The organism is Flavobacterium phragmitis, from assembly GCF_900112575.1.
GTDB lineage: Bacteria > Bacteroidota > Bacteroidia > Flavobacteriales > Flavobacteriaceae > Flavobacterium > Flavobacterium phragmitis.
The window spans coordinates 153,072-172,036 of sequence record NZ_FOMH01000003.1 but is presented as its reverse complement, the minus strand read 5'-3'; the positions used below and the strand labels follow the sequence as shown (position 1 = coordinate 172,036).

9 protein-coding genes and 4 tRNA genes are annotated in these 18,965 nt (G+C 34.1%); all 13 read left to right on the top strand.

From position 1 onward, the window contains the following. Positions 1-165 precede the first annotated feature (165 nt). The 13 genes from BM289_RS25415 to BM289_RS06300 all read left to right on the top strand — a co-directional run bounded on the left by BM289_RS25415 (position 166) and on the right by BM289_RS06300 (position 18,960). Positions 166-282: transfer RNA gene (locus tag BM289_RS25415), tRNA-OTHER, on the top strand. A gap of 248 nt (positions 283-530) precedes the next feature. Next, entirely contained in the window at positions 531-2,771 is a 2,241-nt protein-coding gene (locus tag BM289_RS06355; RefSeq protein ID WP_091491807.1) for a hypothetical protein, read from the top strand. 216 nt (positions 2,772-2,987) lie between these two features. After that, complete coding sequence (locus tag BM289_RS06350; protein WP_091491806.1) at positions 2,988-4,409, top strand: RtcB family protein; 1,422 nt, start codon at positions 2,988-2,990, stop codon at positions 4,407-4,409. Positions 4,410-4,729: 320 nt separating this feature from the next. Continuing rightward, positions 4,730-5,527 (top strand): TatD family hydrolase, encoded by a 798-nt coding sequence (locus BM289_RS06345; RefSeq protein ID WP_091491804.1) that lies wholly within the window; start codon positions 4,730-4,732, stop codon positions 5,525-5,527. 263 nt (positions 5,528-5,790) lie between these two features. Next, positions 5,791-9,546: a YecA family protein gene (locus BM289_RS25560; RefSeq protein WP_091491802.1), complete on the top strand. Its 3,756-nt coding sequence runs from the start codon at positions 5,791-5,793 to the stop codon at positions 9,544-9,546. A 206-nt stretch (positions 9,547-9,752) separates the two neighbouring features. Beyond that, positions 9,753-10,034 carry a hypothetical protein gene (locus tag BM289_RS06335; RefSeq protein WP_091491800.1) on the top strand — a complete coding sequence of 94 codons (282 nt, stop codon included), beginning with the start codon at positions 9,753-9,755 and terminating at the stop codon, positions 10,032-10,034. A 419-nt stretch (positions 10,035-10,453) separates the two neighbouring features. Further along, complete coding sequence (locus tag BM289_RS06330; protein WP_091491799.1) at positions 10,454-10,888, top strand: hypothetical protein; 435 nt, start codon at positions 10,454-10,456, stop codon at positions 10,886-10,888. A 188-nt stretch (positions 10,889-11,076) separates the two neighbouring features. Then, positions 11,077-16,149: a DUF4132 domain-containing protein gene (locus tag BM289_RS06325; RefSeq protein ID WP_091491797.1), complete on the top strand. Its 5,073-nt coding sequence runs from the start codon at positions 11,077-11,079 to the stop codon at positions 16,147-16,149. A gap of 140 nt (positions 16,150-16,289) precedes the next feature. Next, a complete protein-coding gene (locus BM289_RS06320) occupies positions 16,290-17,006 on the top strand; it encodes a DUF434 domain-containing protein (protein ID WP_091491795.1) in 717 nt (238 codons plus the stop codon). 56 nt (positions 17,007-17,062) lie between these two features. After that, positions 17,063-18,439, top strand: coding sequence for an SDR family oxidoreductase (locus BM289_RS06315; protein ID WP_091491794.1), 1,377 nt, complete (start codon positions 17,063-17,065; stop codon positions 18,437-18,439). Between the two features lie 77 nt (positions 18,440-18,516). Further along, a tRNA-Trp gene (locus BM289_RS06310) sits at positions 18,517-18,589 on the top strand. Between the two features lie 100 nt (positions 18,590-18,689). Beyond that, positions 18,690-18,763: transfer RNA gene (locus BM289_RS06305), tRNA-Ala, on the top strand. 123 nt (positions 18,764-18,886) lie between these two features. Then, positions 18,887-18,960: transfer RNA gene (locus BM289_RS06300), tRNA-Ser, on the top strand. The last annotated feature ends 5 nt before the right edge of the window (positions 18,961-18,965 follow it).

Below are 18,965 nucleotides of genomic sequence, written 5' to 3'. Positions count from 1 at the left end.
ACTGCGCAAAATAACTGCGCACTAGTTTTGAAATCTTTGTTCAGCAATAAAAACAAACGTTCATAGAAATAGAAAAAGAATAAAACAGGTCAAGTTTGACTTACTTCGAAAACACTTTCCAATGTACCACTTACACCATTACCTTTTTATTTTTCAATCATAATTGGGGCAGTAGCTCAGTGGTAGAGCAGGTAGTTTTGAAATTATCAATCAAAGGTCAATCAAAATTTACTTCTTACACTTTTAATGTCCGGGTCGTGGGTTCGAATCCCACCTGCTCCACAATTAATGGTCAATTGAAACTTACTTCAGAAAATTGGTTACTACGGTTCGAGTCCGGCAAGTTTTAAAATCATCATTAATAAAAAAACGAGGGTCAAAATTAGCTTACTTCTCGGGGAAACCCACAAACTTCCAATTTGAATCAGCTAATTCATTACACTCAATTTCAGGTCAAGTGTTTCTTACTTCAAAACTCTTTTAGGTAGAACTCAGAAACACAATTATCTAAATTTTAAAAATTAAAAAAAATGAAAACAAAAGAATTATTAAAAATCAGTTTACGTCAAAATGCTATTTTCATTCCGTCAGAAATGATTACGAATGACGTTAAAAATTTATCAGGAACAACTTCAGTTTTGTTAGCCAATGTTTCAAAACTTGGATTTACCTTTTCTGAATCATTGCTTCATGCTTTGAATAACGTAAATCCAAAATATAAAATCGAGGTTTTAGAAGTCTTGAGAGAAGTCCTGGGAACTGATAAAAACTGGACTCCATTGGTAAAAGAATGGAATATTCCAACCAACGAATCTGTTGTAGATCATATCATCACGTTTTTCGGAAATGTTTTTCAGACTAAAAACGGAACAACTTTACAATGCGGACATATAATTCCAGATAATACTTTTCCCTTAGAAAGATACAACGGTTGTCCGTTCTGCGGAACTCCGTTTGAATTCGGAAAACTGGAAAATATCGGACAAGGAAGCAAATTGAAAATGTTGGAATTATGGTCAGAAAAAGATTTAAATGATTTCTATATATCGTTATTGCAATCTAAAACCGCTTTAGACGCTACTCAGGTAGATAGTTTAAAAATGGCGATGCAATATTTGCCTTTACCAAAAACAGAAGTAGCCATGAAGGAAACTTTAATGCTGGTAATTGATCTTTTGATTGAAAATGGTAAAGAAGACCAAGCGTCTCAGTTTTTGAAAACACCAACAGATATCTTGAGATACTTGTGGTACAAAAACACAGGAATGTTGCAAATTATCGAGCCAAAAACGATTATCAAAAGAACATCAAAAAATGCACAGCATTTTCATAATGTCTTAGATACAAGTGTTCAGGCGAGAATTGCGTCTCAAAAAGATTTGAAACTTAAATATTCCCGAAAAGAATGTTTAATGGTGGCAAACTGGCTGAATAATATGGATATGGATGTTGAGACAATGTGCGAAACGATGCATCCAAAAAGAGGAATGTGGGTTCGTTTTATCCGTGCGTTGCGTTTGGCAGAATACAGCAAAAGAAAAGGGTTTGAGAAATTGAACTTTTTAATGGATGTGTTCTACAACCAAGTGTATGACGTTTGGCAAAGCAAAGTGAACTCGTCAAGATTGAAATTTGATGCCGATAAAACATTTGCTTTATTGAAACAGCGTCCAGGATTATTTGCCCGTTCGTTATTTTCGAATATGCTTTGGTTTGGAGCGGAGGAAACTATTGCTCATTTTGAAGAAATTATCGATAAAGTTCCGGCTCGATTGGTGTTTACTTTGAACATGTATGCTCAAAATTATTTTGATAAAAACATGCAGAGAAGTGTGAAACCTTTAGGCGGAACAAACAAACGAATTGGTGCAAATCAGTTGTTGGGATTATACGAAGATTTTCAGTTGGAAGCAATGAAAAATCAAATCGAAGAATTGTGTCTTTTAGCCATGAAAAAACGATTTGCGAAAATTACGAATACTAACAAAACAATCTATATCGATCCGCAATTGTTTAATATTCCGGTTTCTATAGGAGACCGAAGCGAAACCATTCAGGATTTACCAGTTGCTTTAATGGGAACACGTTTCCCGGTTGAAGGAAACGAAGTACGATTGTTTATGCAGTGGGGTAAAGATCTTCCTGCACAACATTTGGATATGGATTTAAGCTGTCATATTGCTTACGAAGACCGTTCTGATATTTGTTCTTTCAGCCGATTGACAACTACAGGTTGTCAGCATAGCGGTGATATCCGAAGCATTCCGAATAAAATTGGTACTGCCGAATATATCAACATCAACATCGACGAATTGGCGAAAGCCAAAGCAAAATTTGTAACTTTTACTTGCAATGCGTACAGCAACGGAAGTATTACACCAAATCTGGTTGTAGGTTGGATGAACAGCAAATATCCGATGAAAATTTCGGAGAGAACTGGTGTAGCATACGATCCGTCGTGTGTAGATCATCAGGTTCGAGTGACGCAGAATGTTGCCAAAGGTTTGGTTTTTGGAGTGTTGGATGTAGCCAAAAGAGAAATCGTTTGGTTAGAGATGACTTTCGGAGGTCAGGTTGTAGGTGGTGTGGATTTCAAAGGAGTTCAGGCGTTGTTGTCAAAACTAAACAGCAAATTGAATATTGGTAATTTGTTACAATTAAAAGCAGAAGCTCAAGGTTTGACAATCACCGAAAATGAAATTGCCGATGAGGTTTATACAGCGCAATGGGCGATGAACCCAGCGGTTGTGACGCAGTTATTAATAGATTAAGTGGCAAAGGTTCATAGTAACAAAGTGACAAAGGTTTTAATATTTAACGCAGATTTAAAAAAGATTTTAGCAGATTATTTATCAAAAAAAAATCTTTTAGATCTGCTTAAATCTGCAAAATCTGCGTGAAACAAAACCTACGCGAAATAACTGCGTAGTAGTAAAAGACCTTTGTCACTATCAAACTCTGGCACTTTGTCACTTAAAAAAGAAACAATGAAAACACAAATAAACGGTACAGATATATTAGAATTAGGATTCCCAGAAGGAAAAATAATTGGGATTGCCTTAAAAATAAACAGCAAAAGAAACGGATTCACAAGAGACGAAATGATCACTCATTACAAAAACGTCTTAGAAACTCCAGAAAACTATATAGACGATAAAATTTTCAGCAAACTGGCTGTGGCTTTGATTGAAAAATCGAATGAAAAACCAGAAGATTTCATTGCTTTAAATCAGAATCCGAATGCGTATTCGGCTTACGGATTAGATCATATCGAAGACGGAGCCAGAAAACAAATGGAAGTTGCCATGAAATTGCCTGTTACGGTTGCCGGAGCTTTAATGCCAGACGCGCACCAAGGTTACGGATTACCAATTGGTGGAGTTCTTGCCACAAAAAATGCCATTATTCCGTATGGTGTTGGCGTTGATATTGGATGTAGAATGGCGTTATCGGTTTATGATATTCCGGAAGACTTTTACTTTGAAAACGAAGCCAAATTCAAAAAAGAATTAATCGCGAATTCGATTTTTGGAGCAGGTCACGGATTTCACGGTCAGTACAAATCAGATCATGCGGTTTTGGAGAACGAAACGTTCAATATGAATCCGTTTGTGAAGAATTTGAAAGATAAAGCCTGGTCGCAATTAGGATCTTCAGGCGGTGGAAATCACTTTGTGGAATTCGGAATCATGGAATTTGCCAAAGACGATGCGGTTTTAAATATCCCAAAAGGAAAATACGTCGCTTTGTTAACGCATTCTGGTTCACGCGGAATGGGCGCAACAATTGCCGGACATTATACTAAAATAGCCAAAGACGAATGCAGACTTCCAGAAGTAGCCAAAAACTTGGCGTATTTGGATATGAATTCGCAATTGGGTCAGGAATACTGGATGGCGATGAATTTGGCGGGAGATTACGCTTCGGCTTGTCACGAGATTATCCATAACAAAATGGAACGCGCCTTGGGTGCGACAATTTTAGCCAAAGTCGAAAACCACCATAATTTCGCATGGAAAGAAACCTGGAACGGCGAAGAAGTGATCGTACATAGAAAAGGAGCAACTCCAGCCGGAAAAGGCGTTATGGGAATCATTCCGGGAAGTATGACCGCGCCGGGATTTTTGGTGAGAGGAAAAGGTGAGGAGAATGCCATCAATTCGGCATCGCATGGAGCAGGAAGACAAATGAGCAGAACCCAAGCCATAAAAAACATCACACAATCCGAAATGAAATCGATCCTAAGCCATCATGGCGTTACGCTTATCGGAGCAGGTCTTGACGAAGCCCCAATGGCGTATAAAGATATCAATCAGGTCATGGAAGCGCAGAAGGAATTAGTGGATGTTGTAGCGAAATTTACACCGAAATTAGTGAGAATGGCGGATGACGGAAGCCGTGAGGATTAGTGGTCAGTGATCAGCTTTTAGTGTTCAGTGTAGAGACGCACTGCAGTGCGTCTCAGCTTTGTGGTAATTTTAACCGCAAAGTTAGCTAAGAATTACGCAAGGTTCGCAAAGATTTTTCACGCAGATTTTGCAGATTCCAGCAGATTTAAAATGATTTTTTATAAATAATCTGCGTGCATCTGCTTAAATCTGTCTAAAATCTGCGTGAAATAAAAAAAAACTTAGCGACTCAGCGACTTTGCGAGATTAAAATAATAATTATAGACCAAAGAATAAAAAACTTTGTGTCTTAGTGCCTTTGTGGCAAAAAAACAAAAAATATGAATTATATAGACATAGGAATTAATTTAACGAATAAGCAATTCCAAAACGACATAGACGATGTCGTACAAGACGCGCTCGACGCCGATGTATCGCAAATGATACTCACAGGCACCAGCGTACGAAATAACGAAGAATCTGCAAAGATTGCGAGGCAGTATCCGGGCGTGTTGTACGCTACGGCGGGAATACATCCACATGATGCGAAGAGTTTTGATGCGCAGAGCATTTCAAAACTCAGGAAATTATTAGAACTGAAACACGTCGTTTCCGTTGGCGAATGCGGACTCGATTTTGATCGTGATTTTTCGCCCCGAAACAAACAGGAAGAATGTTACAAAGCCCAGCTCGAATTGGCGATTGAAGTTCAGAAACCGTTGTTTTTGCACGAAAGAAGCGCTTTTAGTTCGTTTATGAATATCACAAAAGACTATCTGCCGAAACTGCCAAAAGCCGTTGTGCATTGTTTTACGGGAACGTTGCAGGAAGCCAAAACCTATCTCGATAACGGATTTTATCTGGGTTTTACGGGAGCGATTTCAGATGCCAAACGTTTCAGTCATTTAAAAGAAGTCATTCAGTATGTACCGCTCGACCGAATGATGATTGAAACCGATGCGCCGTTTATGCTTCCTAAAAATGTCCCGAACAGTCTCTTAAAGAAATACCACGAACGCCGTTGCGAACCTGCTTTTCTGCCGTATGTTGCGGGAACAATTGCACAGTTTAAGGGGATTACTTTAGCTAAAGTAGCGGAGGAAACGACTAGGAATTCTAAAAGTTTTTTTTGGATTTAGAATTTAATTATAAAGATTATTTGTTGGCTTTTAAATCAGGGGTTTGTACTTGGTTTGGAGGCTTTTTGTTTGTATATATTTGAGAGATGGGAATGCACAATAATTACATTGGATATGGAAAACCGTAATTTTATCAATGAAAAAATATCCATTTTTGATAACTAGTGATTTGTTTAAAACAATACACTTTAAACAAGAAATATAAATTAGAGAACGTAGGATAAGTGAAAAACTGTTTTTTGAAATGCAATAAAATTTGAGATATGAAAAAAGTCGGAAGAAATGATTCTTGCCCATGTCAAAGTGGTAAGAAATATAAAAGGTGTTGTATGAATAAATTTGAAAACAGCAATTTTTTTAGCAATTATAATAAAAAGGAACTTATAACTCTAATTGCATTGCTTAAATCCTTGCCTCAAAATCATGGTAAAAATATTAGACTTGAAGAAATTCAAAAGGAAATTTTAAAAACAGAAAACTTTGAAAACAATCCTGTCGATTATAAAAAAATAAAAGAATATTTGCTTGAAAATTATTCCTATCATCACTTAGAAGATCCCCCAGAGAATTTATTTACAGAAAATATAATGACACCTTTAGGGAATATGGTAGTTTTCCCGGGTTTAACAGAAGGACAGGTATATATATTGCAATCATTAATTAATGTTCTAGCTAATGAAAACCCTTTTTCAGATGATTTTAATAAAGAGGCATTAGGACAAACATTTTTCATGTTGACAATTTCTAATTTGATTTGTTCTTCGTTAAATTATAAAAGGAATTTATCACATGTAAATGTTGATTCAAATGATATTTATTTTCCTAATGAAAAATATATATATGAAAATCTGGATAACTTTATATTTACAAAAGATTATTTCGAATATTTATATAAAAAATTCAATATTGATAATGATTTAATTGAAAACTTTATACTTAATACTTCTTTAGAGGATTTTAAATCAAATGATGTTAATGAAAATCCAATTATTTTTAAACCAATAATTAAGATTGATAATCATTATTTGATTGTTTCTCCAACAAATTTTGTTTTTGCGATAGTTTTTAATATTTATCATACTGCAATAAAATATAAATGTTTTGATGCTTTGATTAAACAATTGTCGTTAGAATGTTGGAAACAATGTAATTTTATTTTAGAAAATTTTGGATACAATAGAATTAAGTTTGACTTCGTACAAACTTCCTTACCTATATATGAAGGACTTTTTATTTTTGATACAGACAAATTAGCATATGTTACATATCATTTTGATGATGGTAAAGATTTTGATTCTAGTTTTCCTTTGACTCCCTATTTAGGAGAAGATGTTCTAGATAAAATTACAGAGCACAAAAAAAGGACGTATAATAGTTTTATAAATAATGAAGACTTAAAAAAATTCGAAATTTTTGATTTTAATATCACATTATTAATAGGTAGGCCAAAATTAATAGGATATAAAATATTAAATAAAGAATCTAATTATCTAGGAGCTAGAATGGACGAATTAGTTATACTTCATAAAAGTGGTAAACTAAATAATTTAACACTCTACAATTTTGCACAAGCAAAATCCAAAATTAATTTAATTAATCCTTCTTTTTTAGATAATCTATCAGTATTCATTGGTAATGATGAAAGCTTTTATTTAGATGATAATCATAGAGTTGATAATTTGTTTTTTGAAATAGGAAATGCTCTTACTTTTAAGACAGAATCAATTCAAAAGAATGATGTTCATGTCGGGATTTATCCTTTTAATGAGAGTTTTATTTTTTTACCAGTTGAAAGAGAAACTTTTCCTGCAACTTTGCCTATTTATAAAACTATTGATGTAGGAAAATTTTCAGAAAAAATATTATCTAGAGCATTTGATCGAGAAATTTGGATAGAACCTGTATTTAAAGAAAATGATAATAAACAATTTAGCATTGAAATTTGTATTGCTATTGCTTTTTGGTTTAATGAAATAGGATCAAATTTAAGCTCCTTACTGAAACTTAATAAAATAAAACCTTTACTAATTAAAATTGAGTTTGATTATATTGAGGATATTCAATTGGAATTTGGTAAGCTAGATAACTCTAAAGATCCATTTGAGCAAATCACTTATTTTACAAATGATAATGAAATTACAATAAAGTTAAATGCATATTTTTACAAGGTAACATATCGTAATGATAACCTCGGAGAACGGTTATTGATAAAGCGTATTTTATATATTTTATCGCAGATTTATGATGATGACAAGCGACAAGTTTTAGAGTTAAATTTTGAAGAGATCGATTTTTTTCTTGAAAAGTATATGCCTATAAATCAAAAGAAAAAAATATTATTTCAAATTTCTGATATGGATATTCGAAATAATCCTAATAATTTAATAAAATATACTAGGGGAATTTCTTCGTACCATGTTAACATGCAATTAGATGACGTTTGTGAATCATTAGGATATTCTAATCTGAAAAAAGAAATAATTTTCGAAGGAATTGAAAAAGAAAAATTACTTAAACAGATAATTGATAATTTTGAATGTTTAATTAAAAATACCGTTTCTAAATTTGATTTTGAAGATATTCTTTTAAAATTACTTAGTTTTTATGAGTTAATTATTTTCAAGAGAGAACATGCAAAATTTGAATTAATGCCGAAAATAGAATGTTTTAAAAATCATTGTGATATTGAAAAAGTGATATCTAAAGAAATCCAAAAAAATAATCAAATTTCATTAAGTGTTAGATGTTTAATAGAATACATTATTGATAATCCTCCAAATGGTACTATTCCATTTGATAGTAATAAATTTGATGAATGCATTGCTTTAATGAGTAATATAATTAACTGGGGATTTATGTATGATGAACACATTTTTAATATTACTGATACTAGTATTTCAATTTTAAAATCAGGAAGATTAGGCACAAGCAAAGATTTTAGGAATTTAAATTTTGAACCATTTTATCAAGAAAAATTTAAAGAAGATATTTTGGATTATTCAAATGAATTCATAAATAAAAATTTTAAATTATCTGAAATTAATACAAAAAGTCATGAGGTTGTTGAAAAAAATGAGTATGAATTAGTATTCGAGGAAGAATTTGAAGTTGATTATAATGATTACATTAATGTTATTTTTGAAAGTGGATTTTTAGCCTTTGAAAATGAAAGATCAATCATGTCAAGTCATAAAAAAAGTTTCATTTCAACTCTGAGTAAAAAACTTAATATAGGTTTTGATAAAATTGAAAAGATTATAAATACCTTTTCAATAAAGGTTAATGATAGTAATCAAATTAATTTTTTTGATTCAGAAAATAATCAAAACTATCCATGGAGGTTTAATAGAAAAAAATCATTATTACAAAAACCATTTATAATTAGAAAAGTTGAGAATGAAGAAAAAATTTATTTTGGAGCTAGAGCATTATATGATTCTTTTGTAAGCTTACATGGTATAATATCTTCTGGACGTTTTAATTCAGATAAAACTAAGATGAGATCATTTTTATCAAAAATAAATAAAGAAAAAGGTGATGAATTTAATGATGAATTATTTAATCTTGTTAAATCTAAATTAAATTGTTTAATTATTGATAAGGAAGTTACTATCGGTCCTAAAAAAACGGATATTTTGTTAAATGAAAAAGATTTAGGAGATTTTGATATTTTATTAGTCGATAATGTTTTGAGTAAAATTGTTTGCATTGAAAGTAAGAACACCAATTTTGCAAGAACACCTTATGAAATGAATAGAGAAATAAATAATTTTATTAAGAAAAGCGATAAAGGTTGGATTCAAAAAGTGGAAAAGAGAGAGCAATGGTTGATTGAAAATAAAAATTCCTTAAAAGTGCTTGCTAATACTATTGATTATTCTAATTTCACGATAGAATATGTTTTTGTAACAAAAGAAGCAATTCCATTAAGTTTTATAAAAGATATAAATTATAGGTTCTTGACAATGTATGATATTCGAAATAATCCTTTAATTCTCTTTGATAAAAACATTAAGTAATCTTTTTCTTTCTTTTTAAATAAAAGTATATCTTTGTTCTCGACAAAACATTTTATCGGCAATCGAGAACTTTGAAACTTTATAAGTTAACATAAGCGAAGCCCTCATTCACGTTGCTGGAGCTAGTGATAGCCCTAATCTCATTCGATAGAATGTTTTGTCACAACCGAAGATGAGGGTTTCGTGCGTTTAATATTTTCAGAAAAATGACAAAAGAAAATCAAAAACCAACACATCGTGATGTAGTGCCATCCGTAATTAATTTCCTTTCAGACGAATTGTTTGAGGGAGATTACAAAGAACAGCCCCTGTATTTGCAGGAAATCTTCGAGCTCTTAATGCATACAGAGTTTGGCGACGATATCAATTTAAGGCACAAAATACTGAGCTGTTTAAGAACCAGCCGTAATCTGGTAGAAACCTTATCGCCATTTTCAGAGAAACAGATTTATAAGGCTTGTAGAAGCAATCGTAAATTAGCCCAATAAAAACTTAAACCCTGCAAATACCAATTTGCAGGGTATTTTTTTAGTATTGGTTTGTAATTTTATAAAAGAGATTAGACACAATAAGTTTCCACAATCTTGTCATTTCGAGGAACGAGAAATCTTCGCGAGTAACTCCGCAACGCATAGCGCCAATCTTTGTAGAGCTACTTGTGGAGATTTCTCCCTTCGGTCGAAATGACAAACTAGACGAAAAAAACTTTGAAAATAGCTAAACTATGTGCATTTAAATTAGTGAAACGCCTTTATACATAAGGAAAGACTATGTTTCTATGTGTTTGAAATAATTATGCTCAAGAGTTTATTTTTAATATATTTTTTAACATATAAAAGACATTATTTTAAGAATAAACTGATTTAAAATTCTTACATTACGACCTCAAAATAAAAGCCGATTAAAGATGAATATAAGCATCTCAGTTAAACAATTAGGAAAAAAACATCCCATACTTCAGGAAAAAAGTATCGCTTTGGATATCGAAAATCCTGTCATTACCACCCAAAAACTAATCGAATCGATTGTAGAGTATCAGGTACAATTATTTCATGCTTCTTCTTTTGAGTTTGAGGACGAAGACAAAATTCATCTTCCAAAAGAAAATTACCTTCCCATTTTAACCGATACCGGAAAAGTTGGTTTTGGCGCGCTTTATAACCACAATAAAGTAGATTTGGCAAAAGCGCAGGAAAATGCCATTGTAGCTTTCGAAGACGGAATGTACGCTGTTTTCTACGGCGAAGACCAGCTCGAAACCCTTTCAGAAGAAATCGATTTATCCAAAAACAAAGCCTTAACCTTTATCAGATTGACCTTTTTGGCGGGAAGTTACTGGTAGGAGTAGAGAAAATAGAAAATAGAAAATAGAAAATAGAAAATAGAGAATAGAGAATAGAGAATAGAGAATAGAGAATAGAGAATAGAGATGAACCTGTAATAAGCATTACGCACAAAATCTATTTTCTTTATTCTATTTTCTATTTTCTCAAAAAAAAATCTAAAATCAACAATCTAAAATATAAAAACATGACAATTGAAGATTTATTAAAAAGTAAAGTAATCGAGAATCCGATTAAGAGATTCAAGAAAGAACTGGAGGAAATTGTAAACAGTAATCTGGTTACGAAATTATTTTCTGGATCAAAACTGAAGAAAGAAGTGGCCGAGTTTGGTTTGGAACTGCTTAAGCTTGAAGATAATTATTATAGCAATTATATTTCGCTGGGTTCTAAACAGGCCGACAAGTTTACAGCACTTGTAAAAGAGAATATTTGGGAAGACAAAAACTATTACGAGCTTTTGGTTTTCTTCTTTGGCGAACAAAATGCGGTTTATGTAAAAGAAGCCTGGAACAGACTGCCTCAAAAAATGTATCAGACCGGTTACACAAGACGTTCTTTTAGAGCACCAAACAATAAAAAATACCTGTTGATCAATCAGGTTAATTTTTTGCGTTCTCTGCTCAGCGGGCCCAACAAATACCATTATCAGGACAGCAAAACGGTTTATTACGATTTGAGTATCGAAGATCAGATTCGATTTGATACCGAGATTTCGAACTCAGGAAATCAGTTTATGTTGTGGTCTTCAGCACTTGATTTGAAAAAAGAAAACCTGTATCAGTTGTTTGAAGATATTATTTTCAATAAAGAGCCACAGGGAAAAGTTTCCAGAAATATCATCAAAGCGCTTTTAAACAGCGAGAACAAAGAAAACTGGGAACTGGTAGAGAAACTGCTTTTGTCGGCTCAGCGTCAGGAAGGGCTTCGTCAGGTGGTTTTAGAAGCTTTGGACGAAACAAGCATCGGCGCTTTGCAATATATGATCAAAGTGATTATCGACAATAAACTGAGCCGTTTTTCATCGGTTGTTAGAGCAATCGATACGTGGACAGGTTTGGGTTGGGATTCTGAAAAAGAAACTACGGTTCGCAATATTATCGATTTGGCTTACGGTTATTTCTCGAATCCAGAAACGATTCCGGCTGGCATTCGCAGTAAAAATAATAACGAAGCCTATATGGCGCTTTGGGTTCAGGGCGTTTTGGATGTCGAAAGAACGACTCCGTTTCTGCACGAATTGTTAGAAAAAGGAACACTCGAAAAGAAATGCCTGGCGTTGAAATTTGCAGGAGAAACAAACGATCCGTATATCGAAATGCCTCTTTATTTTAAGGCTTTAGACGACGAAAATCTTCAGGTTTTGGCCTTTGCCGTTCCAAGAATGAACATGCTTTTGGAAGCCAATACCAAATCAAAATTCTATATCGAAAATGCCGATTATCCGGATTTCTTCAACAAAGTGTATACTCTTGCCGAAACGATAACCGTAAAAGAAAAAGTTTTTGAAGGAAAAGTATTTTCATGGTTGAATGCGAAGTTCGAAAAAGATACTTTGTATTCGTGTGCCATCAATTTAATTGGCGATCATAACGACAGATTGGAACTTATTTTAAATCAGTTCGAAAGTTTTTCTATCAATTTAAGAGAAAAACTGACGCGTCAGATTCTGGGCGATTATTACTGTTATTCGTTTTACAGTTTCCAAAGCAACGTCGGAAAAGAGAAAAAAGCACCAACGGAGTTCCAGAGAAGTTTCGCTTTAAAAATCCTAAAAGACAGAGGAGAATCTCTTGTGGCTTCGGCAATTTCTACTTTAAATAATCTTACGCTTACTGCGGACGAATTGGCCATTTTTCAGGAATTGTACAAACGTAAAAATTCCAATTTAAAGAAAAACCTAACGTCGATTTTACTCAAACAGGAAGACCAAAACATCACTTCTTTTGTAGAGACTATTGTAGAAAAAGGCGATATGGAACAGCGTATGTCGGCTTTGGATATTATGTTGCAATTGCAGAAAATTAATAAACTGACCGATAAAGTAAACGACTGGGTAAAAGCGTATTCGGCAAGACCAAAAATTACCGAAAAAGAAACCAAATTTATCGAGCAGTTAGAACCGTCGCAAAAGAAAAACCTTTTAAGCGCAGAAAACGGATACGGATTTTTTACACCAAATCAGATTTCAGCTTATGCTTTGCCGAAGGTAGAAACCGATTCTTTGTATGCCAAATCGGTTAAGGCAGAGCAATACGGTTTTTCAAAATCGATGTCGCACATTAAAAAAGAAATTTCGAAGTTGTATCAATTATTTGAGGACAACCGAAATTATGAATACGAAATCGAAAATTACGATAACAGCAAACAAACGGTATTGCTTGGAAATACTTTTAGAACATTAAAAAATCTGAAAGACGAAAAAGACAAGGAAGTTTTGGCTAAAAATTATCCTTTATATGAAGTTTGGTCTGGTTGGTTTGAAAATTCGGGACTGAATGAAAGAGATTTGTTTTTAATAACGTTGGTAAGCAATTGCGACCGAAAAGTGTGGCGTGATTTCCTAGAAAAACATGTTTTTTATTATAAAGAATTATTACCGCACCCAAACAAAAGAGGTTACGATTGGGATAATGCAATTCTGAATATTTTGAATGCTTTAAAGCTAAAATATGCCTTTAAAGAAGAAACAGATTTCCTGATTGATGCGTGTACGACTTTGTATGCCGATCTTCCAGAATCTATTTTAGAGTTTGAATACAAACCGGGAAAAGATCAATATTATTACAATTCTGATAACGGAAACGGCTGGCAGAATCAAGGCTTTTTTGATATTTATCTGAATAAAATCAATTTGGGAGATTTAACCAAAGATCAGGAAAACAAACTTTGGAACTTGTACAGATGGAGACAATTAAACGGATTGGAAAGAAATATTTCGTACACCAAACCGCCAATTCATTTATACGCTACTGCTTTTGAACAGAATTTAATTACAGAGGGCGAATTGTACGAAGGTATTTTGGAACCAGAAAGAATTTCGGTTTTAACAGGTGGAACAAGACATTACAGACATTTTGGAAGCGAAGAATTATTGGTAAGATTTCCATTCCTGGTTGCGATGATTGATAAAATCCGCGAAGCATTTTTGGATGTTGAGGTTAAAAGAGGTGATTCGAATACTGCGGTTACGCCTTTGGTGCAGAGTTTTCAGAAAATTTACGGTATCAATCGTTTGGTCGAAATGCTTACGGCACTTGGAAAAGCAAGTTTATACAAAGGCTACATTTATTCTTGGAGTTATACCGAATTGACGAAACAAAAACTATTCAGTTATTTGCTGAAAAGATGTTATCCGTTAGAATCAGACACTCAGAAAGTGTTTAACGAAGCGGTTAAAAAGGCTAAAATTTCAGAAGAAAGATTGATTCAGACTGCAATTTATGCTCCGCAATGGCAAAAATTCATCAGTAATTATTTAGACTGGAAAGGTTTGGATGAAGGAATCTGGTGGTTTCATGCGCATACTAAAACAGCCACTTACAGCGCTGTAAATGCTGAACTGGAAAGCGAAATGGCGAAATTCTCGTCTATCGATTTACAGGATTTTAAAGATGGAGCGGTAGACAAAGATTGGTTCGTTTCGGCTTATAAAAAATTAGGCAAAGCCAAATGGGAAATGCTGTACGAATCGGCTAAATATGTAACGGACGGAAACGGACACCGTCGCGCACGATTATATGCAGACACGATTACGGGCGATTTGAAAATTAGGGAAGTTACGGCCAAAGTAAAAGACAAACGCGATCAGGATTATTTGCGTGTTTACGGTTTGGTGCCTTTGAGCAAAGCAAGTCCGGAGAAAGATATTTTGGCGCGTTACGAGTATTTACAGCAGTTTAAAAAAGAAAGTAAAGAGTTTGGTTCGATGAAACAGGCGAGCGAAGCTTTGGCGATTCGTGTGGCTCTGGAAAACTTAGCCAGAAATGCAGGTTATCCAGATCCAGTTCGTTTGACTTGGGCAATGGAAACCAAACAAATTCAGAATATTTTATCTAAAGAAACTGAGGTTAAACTAGACGATGTAACAATAAGTTTAGTGATCAATAAGGAAGGAAAAGCCGATTTGGTTACCTATAAAGGTGATAAAGAATTAAAATCGATTCCGCCGAAATACAAAAAAGACAAAGGAATTCTGGAGCTGACGAATTACCGCAAAACAATGCGAGAGCAATGGACACGTTCAAGAAAAGGTCTGGAAGAAAGTATGATTCGTGGTGATCAGTTTTTATTCGCAGAAATGCAAAACCTTTTCGAACATCCGATTATTTCGAAACATTTAGAGAAATTGGTGTTTATTTCAAACGAAGATCAAATTGGTTTTTATGTAGATGGAAATCTGGTAACGGCTTTAGGAGAAATGATTTCGTTAAACGAAAAACAGACTTTTAGAATCGCGCACTGTTTTGATTTGCATAAACATAATGTTTGGACAGATTATCAGAAATATTGTTTTGATAATAAATTACAACAGCCATTTAAACAGATTTTCAGAGAATTATATGTTCCAACGCCAGACGAATTAAAAGAGAAATCAGTTTCAAGACGTTATGCAGGACATCAGGTGCAACCGAATCAGACTTTAGCATTATTAAAAGGAAGAGGCTGGAAAGTAGATTACGAACAAGGATTGCAGAAAGTTTTCCATAAAGAAGGCTATCAGGTCAAAATGTACGCTTTGGCCGATTGGTTCTCTCCAGCAGATGTCGAAAGTCCGACTTTGGAAACCATCGAATTTCATTCGTTAAAAGATTATAAAAACATTGCTTTTGAAGATGTAAACCCAAGGATTTTCTCTGAAGTAATGCGTGATATTGATTTAGTGGTAAGCGTTGCCCATGTTGGCGGTGTTGATCCTGAAGCGAGTCATTCTTCTATCGAAATGAGAGCGGTATTGTTAAGAGAAACATTGCGTTTATTCAAAATTAAGAATGTTGAAATTACCGGAAACCATGCCATCATAAAAGGACAACTGGCAGAATATAGCGTGCATTTAGGAAGTGCTGTTGTACATCAGGTTCCGGGTAAATATTTATCGATATTGCCAATTCATTCACAGCATAGAGGACGTTTGTTCCTTCCATTTGCAGATGACGATCCGAAATCGGCTGAGGTAATGTCTAAAGTTTTGTTGTTTGCTAAAGACAATGAAATTCAGGATCCGACTATTTTGAGTCAGATTGATAAGACGTATGCTTAAGATAAAAAAGAGAAAAGGCTGTTCTACTACCGAACAGCCTTTTTTAATCTATTTTTGAAAAACACAATCCTGTTTTTATACTTTTTGTAGTTAGAAACAAAAAAAGAACGTTACTTTATCGAAGCTTTAACTTCAAAAAAATGACAAATCTGAAAAACCGGGGAAAAGAAGCCAGTGATGATACACTTTTCGGAACTTTAAAAATGCAACAAAAGCTAAAAGAAGCTGTTACGGATATGCATTATTTTCTGAGCAGAGGTTATGGCGAAAAAGCAACATTAGTTTTGGTTGGAAACCGTTATCGTTTAAATTCGCGTCAGCAACAGGCGGTTCGCGGAATGAGTGCTTCTCAAATTCAAATTGAAGATCGGAAATCAAAAGAAATTCAAAGTCAGGAACTGGAAGGAAAAGAAATTGTTATTGATGGTTTTAATGTCTTAATTTTGCTGGAAAGCATCTTGTCAAAAGCTTATGTGTTCCGAGGTTTGGATGGTTATATAAGAGATTTGTCAAGTGTTTATGGAACTTACAGAAAAGTAAACCAAACATCACAGGCTATTGCCATTATAGTTGATTTTTTTAGAAACGAAAAAGTAAAAACGGCACATTGGTTGTTTGACAAACCCGTCTCTAATAGCGGAAAATTAAAACAAATAATTGAAGAAGTCGCTTTGCAAAATGGTTTAGACTGGAAAGTCGAACTGGTCAATAATCCGGATAAAGTTATGGCAGAAAGCAATCAGATTGCTGTAACATCTGATGCATGGATTTTAGATCATGCCGTGGCAAATTTTAATTTGATGAAATATGTTTTGACTCATCTCGATATAACGGAGACTATAATTAGTAGTGAGTAAAATAGAAAAAGAATGTCCTTTTTTAATAAAGTCAGGACTGTAATTCTTTAATAATAATGAAAGAAAACAATAACAATACCTATATTTTTGATGATCAGGAATGGCAAAGCTGTATAAAGGTTTTACAGGCTTTAAAAGACAATCCGTTTGAGAATCCTGACAATGATTTGTTTGCGGGTTTGATTACCAAAATTCATAAAAATGCCAAAAAGAATATTCGTAGCGCCAGTTATACTTCAAAAAAACAAGAAGATTTGCAGGTTAGCAAGAATGCGACGATAGTATCAAAAGCTTTAAATGGAGAAACGTTATTTGCAGAAAAAGAAGCTCCGGACGAACAACAATTTACCGAATTAAATCTGCCTAAAAATTGTTACGCCTGCAATCAGTCTTATAAACTGGCACATAGTTTCTACACCAGACTTTGCCCGGAATGCGCCGAAGAAAATTATCAAAAACGTTTTCAGCATTTAGACCTGAAAGGACGAAATGTAATTATAACCGGCGGACGAGTAAAAGTAGGTTTTGCAACAGCGTTAAAGTTATTGAGAAGCAATGCTAATGTTGTACTTACTACTCGTTTTCCTGCGCTTGCGTTAGAACAGCTTAAACTCGAAGAAGATTTTGAGCAATGGAAAAATAATTTGATTATTTACGGCCTGGATTTAAGAAACCTAAATGCTATCAATGAGTTTGTATCGTTTTATAAGTCCAAATTTGATAGTCTGGATATTTTAATAAACAATGCGGCACAAACTATAAAATATCCCGATGAATATTATAGTCCTTTAATCAGGAAAGAAGAAAACCTGCTTGGAGCATTTTCGGCAAATGTAAATCTGATTGCCAATAAAACTCAGGTAACTTCAGAAGTAAAAGCTCTAGAATATGGTTTTGAAGAACAAACCGAAATAGCGCTTTCGCGTTTTGGACAGCCTGTTGATAATAGGGATAAGACAAGTTGGAATTCTACTTTAGAAGAAATCAGTATGTATGAGTTGGTCGAGGTTAATCTGATTAATCAAATCGCGCCTTATTTTCTGATAAAAGAACTAAAGCCATTATTTTTAAACTCAGCATTTCAGGAACGTTTTATTGTTAATGTGACATCGTCTGAAGGGATTTTCAGTTACACCAACAAAACGATTTTTCATCCGCATACCAATATGACAAAAGCGGCACTGAATATGATGACGCTGACTTCTGCTAAAGAATTTGCAGAAGATGCTATTTTTATGACCAGTGTAGATGTAGGTTGGATTTCGACGGGAGCAAAAGAAAGCCTGCGAAAAAAACAGTTTGAAGAAGGCTATATTCCGCCACTGGATTCGGTAGACGGAGCCAGCAGAATTTTTGATCCGATAGTGCAGGGTATAAAAGGAAAAAGTATATTTGGCGTCTTATTGAAAAACTACAAAGTTTCCAATTGGTAAAGATTAGGATAGTAGTTTAATTGGAAAAATATTCCCCCCACAGGAAAAGTTTTGGGTTCGAGTCCCAACTATCCACTAGGGTGTTAGCTCAATTGGAAGAGCGTTCCCGACCACAGGGAAAGGTGCAGGTTCGAGTCCAGGCACACCTTTTTTTAAAAGTTACAAAGACGCATAGTTTCAAAGTGACAAAGTTTTTTTGCTTTAAAACTTAAAAATAAAACTTAGTGCCTTTGTGGCAAATAAAAATATAAAGGTGTTAGCTCAATTGGAAGAGCGTTTACCCAGCAGGTAAGAGGTTGCCGGTTCGAGTCCAGGCACACCTTTCTTTTTTAAGCAGCAAAGACGCATAGTTTCAAAGTGACAAAGGTTTTTTTGTTTCAAAACTTAAAAAGAAAACTTCGTGTCTTAGTCCCGATAGCTATCGGGATTGTGGCAAATAAAAATACAAAGGTGTTAGCTCAACTGGAAGAGCGTCTGTTTGCTAAACAGGAGGATGCAGGTTCGAGTCCTTGCACACCTTTCCTTT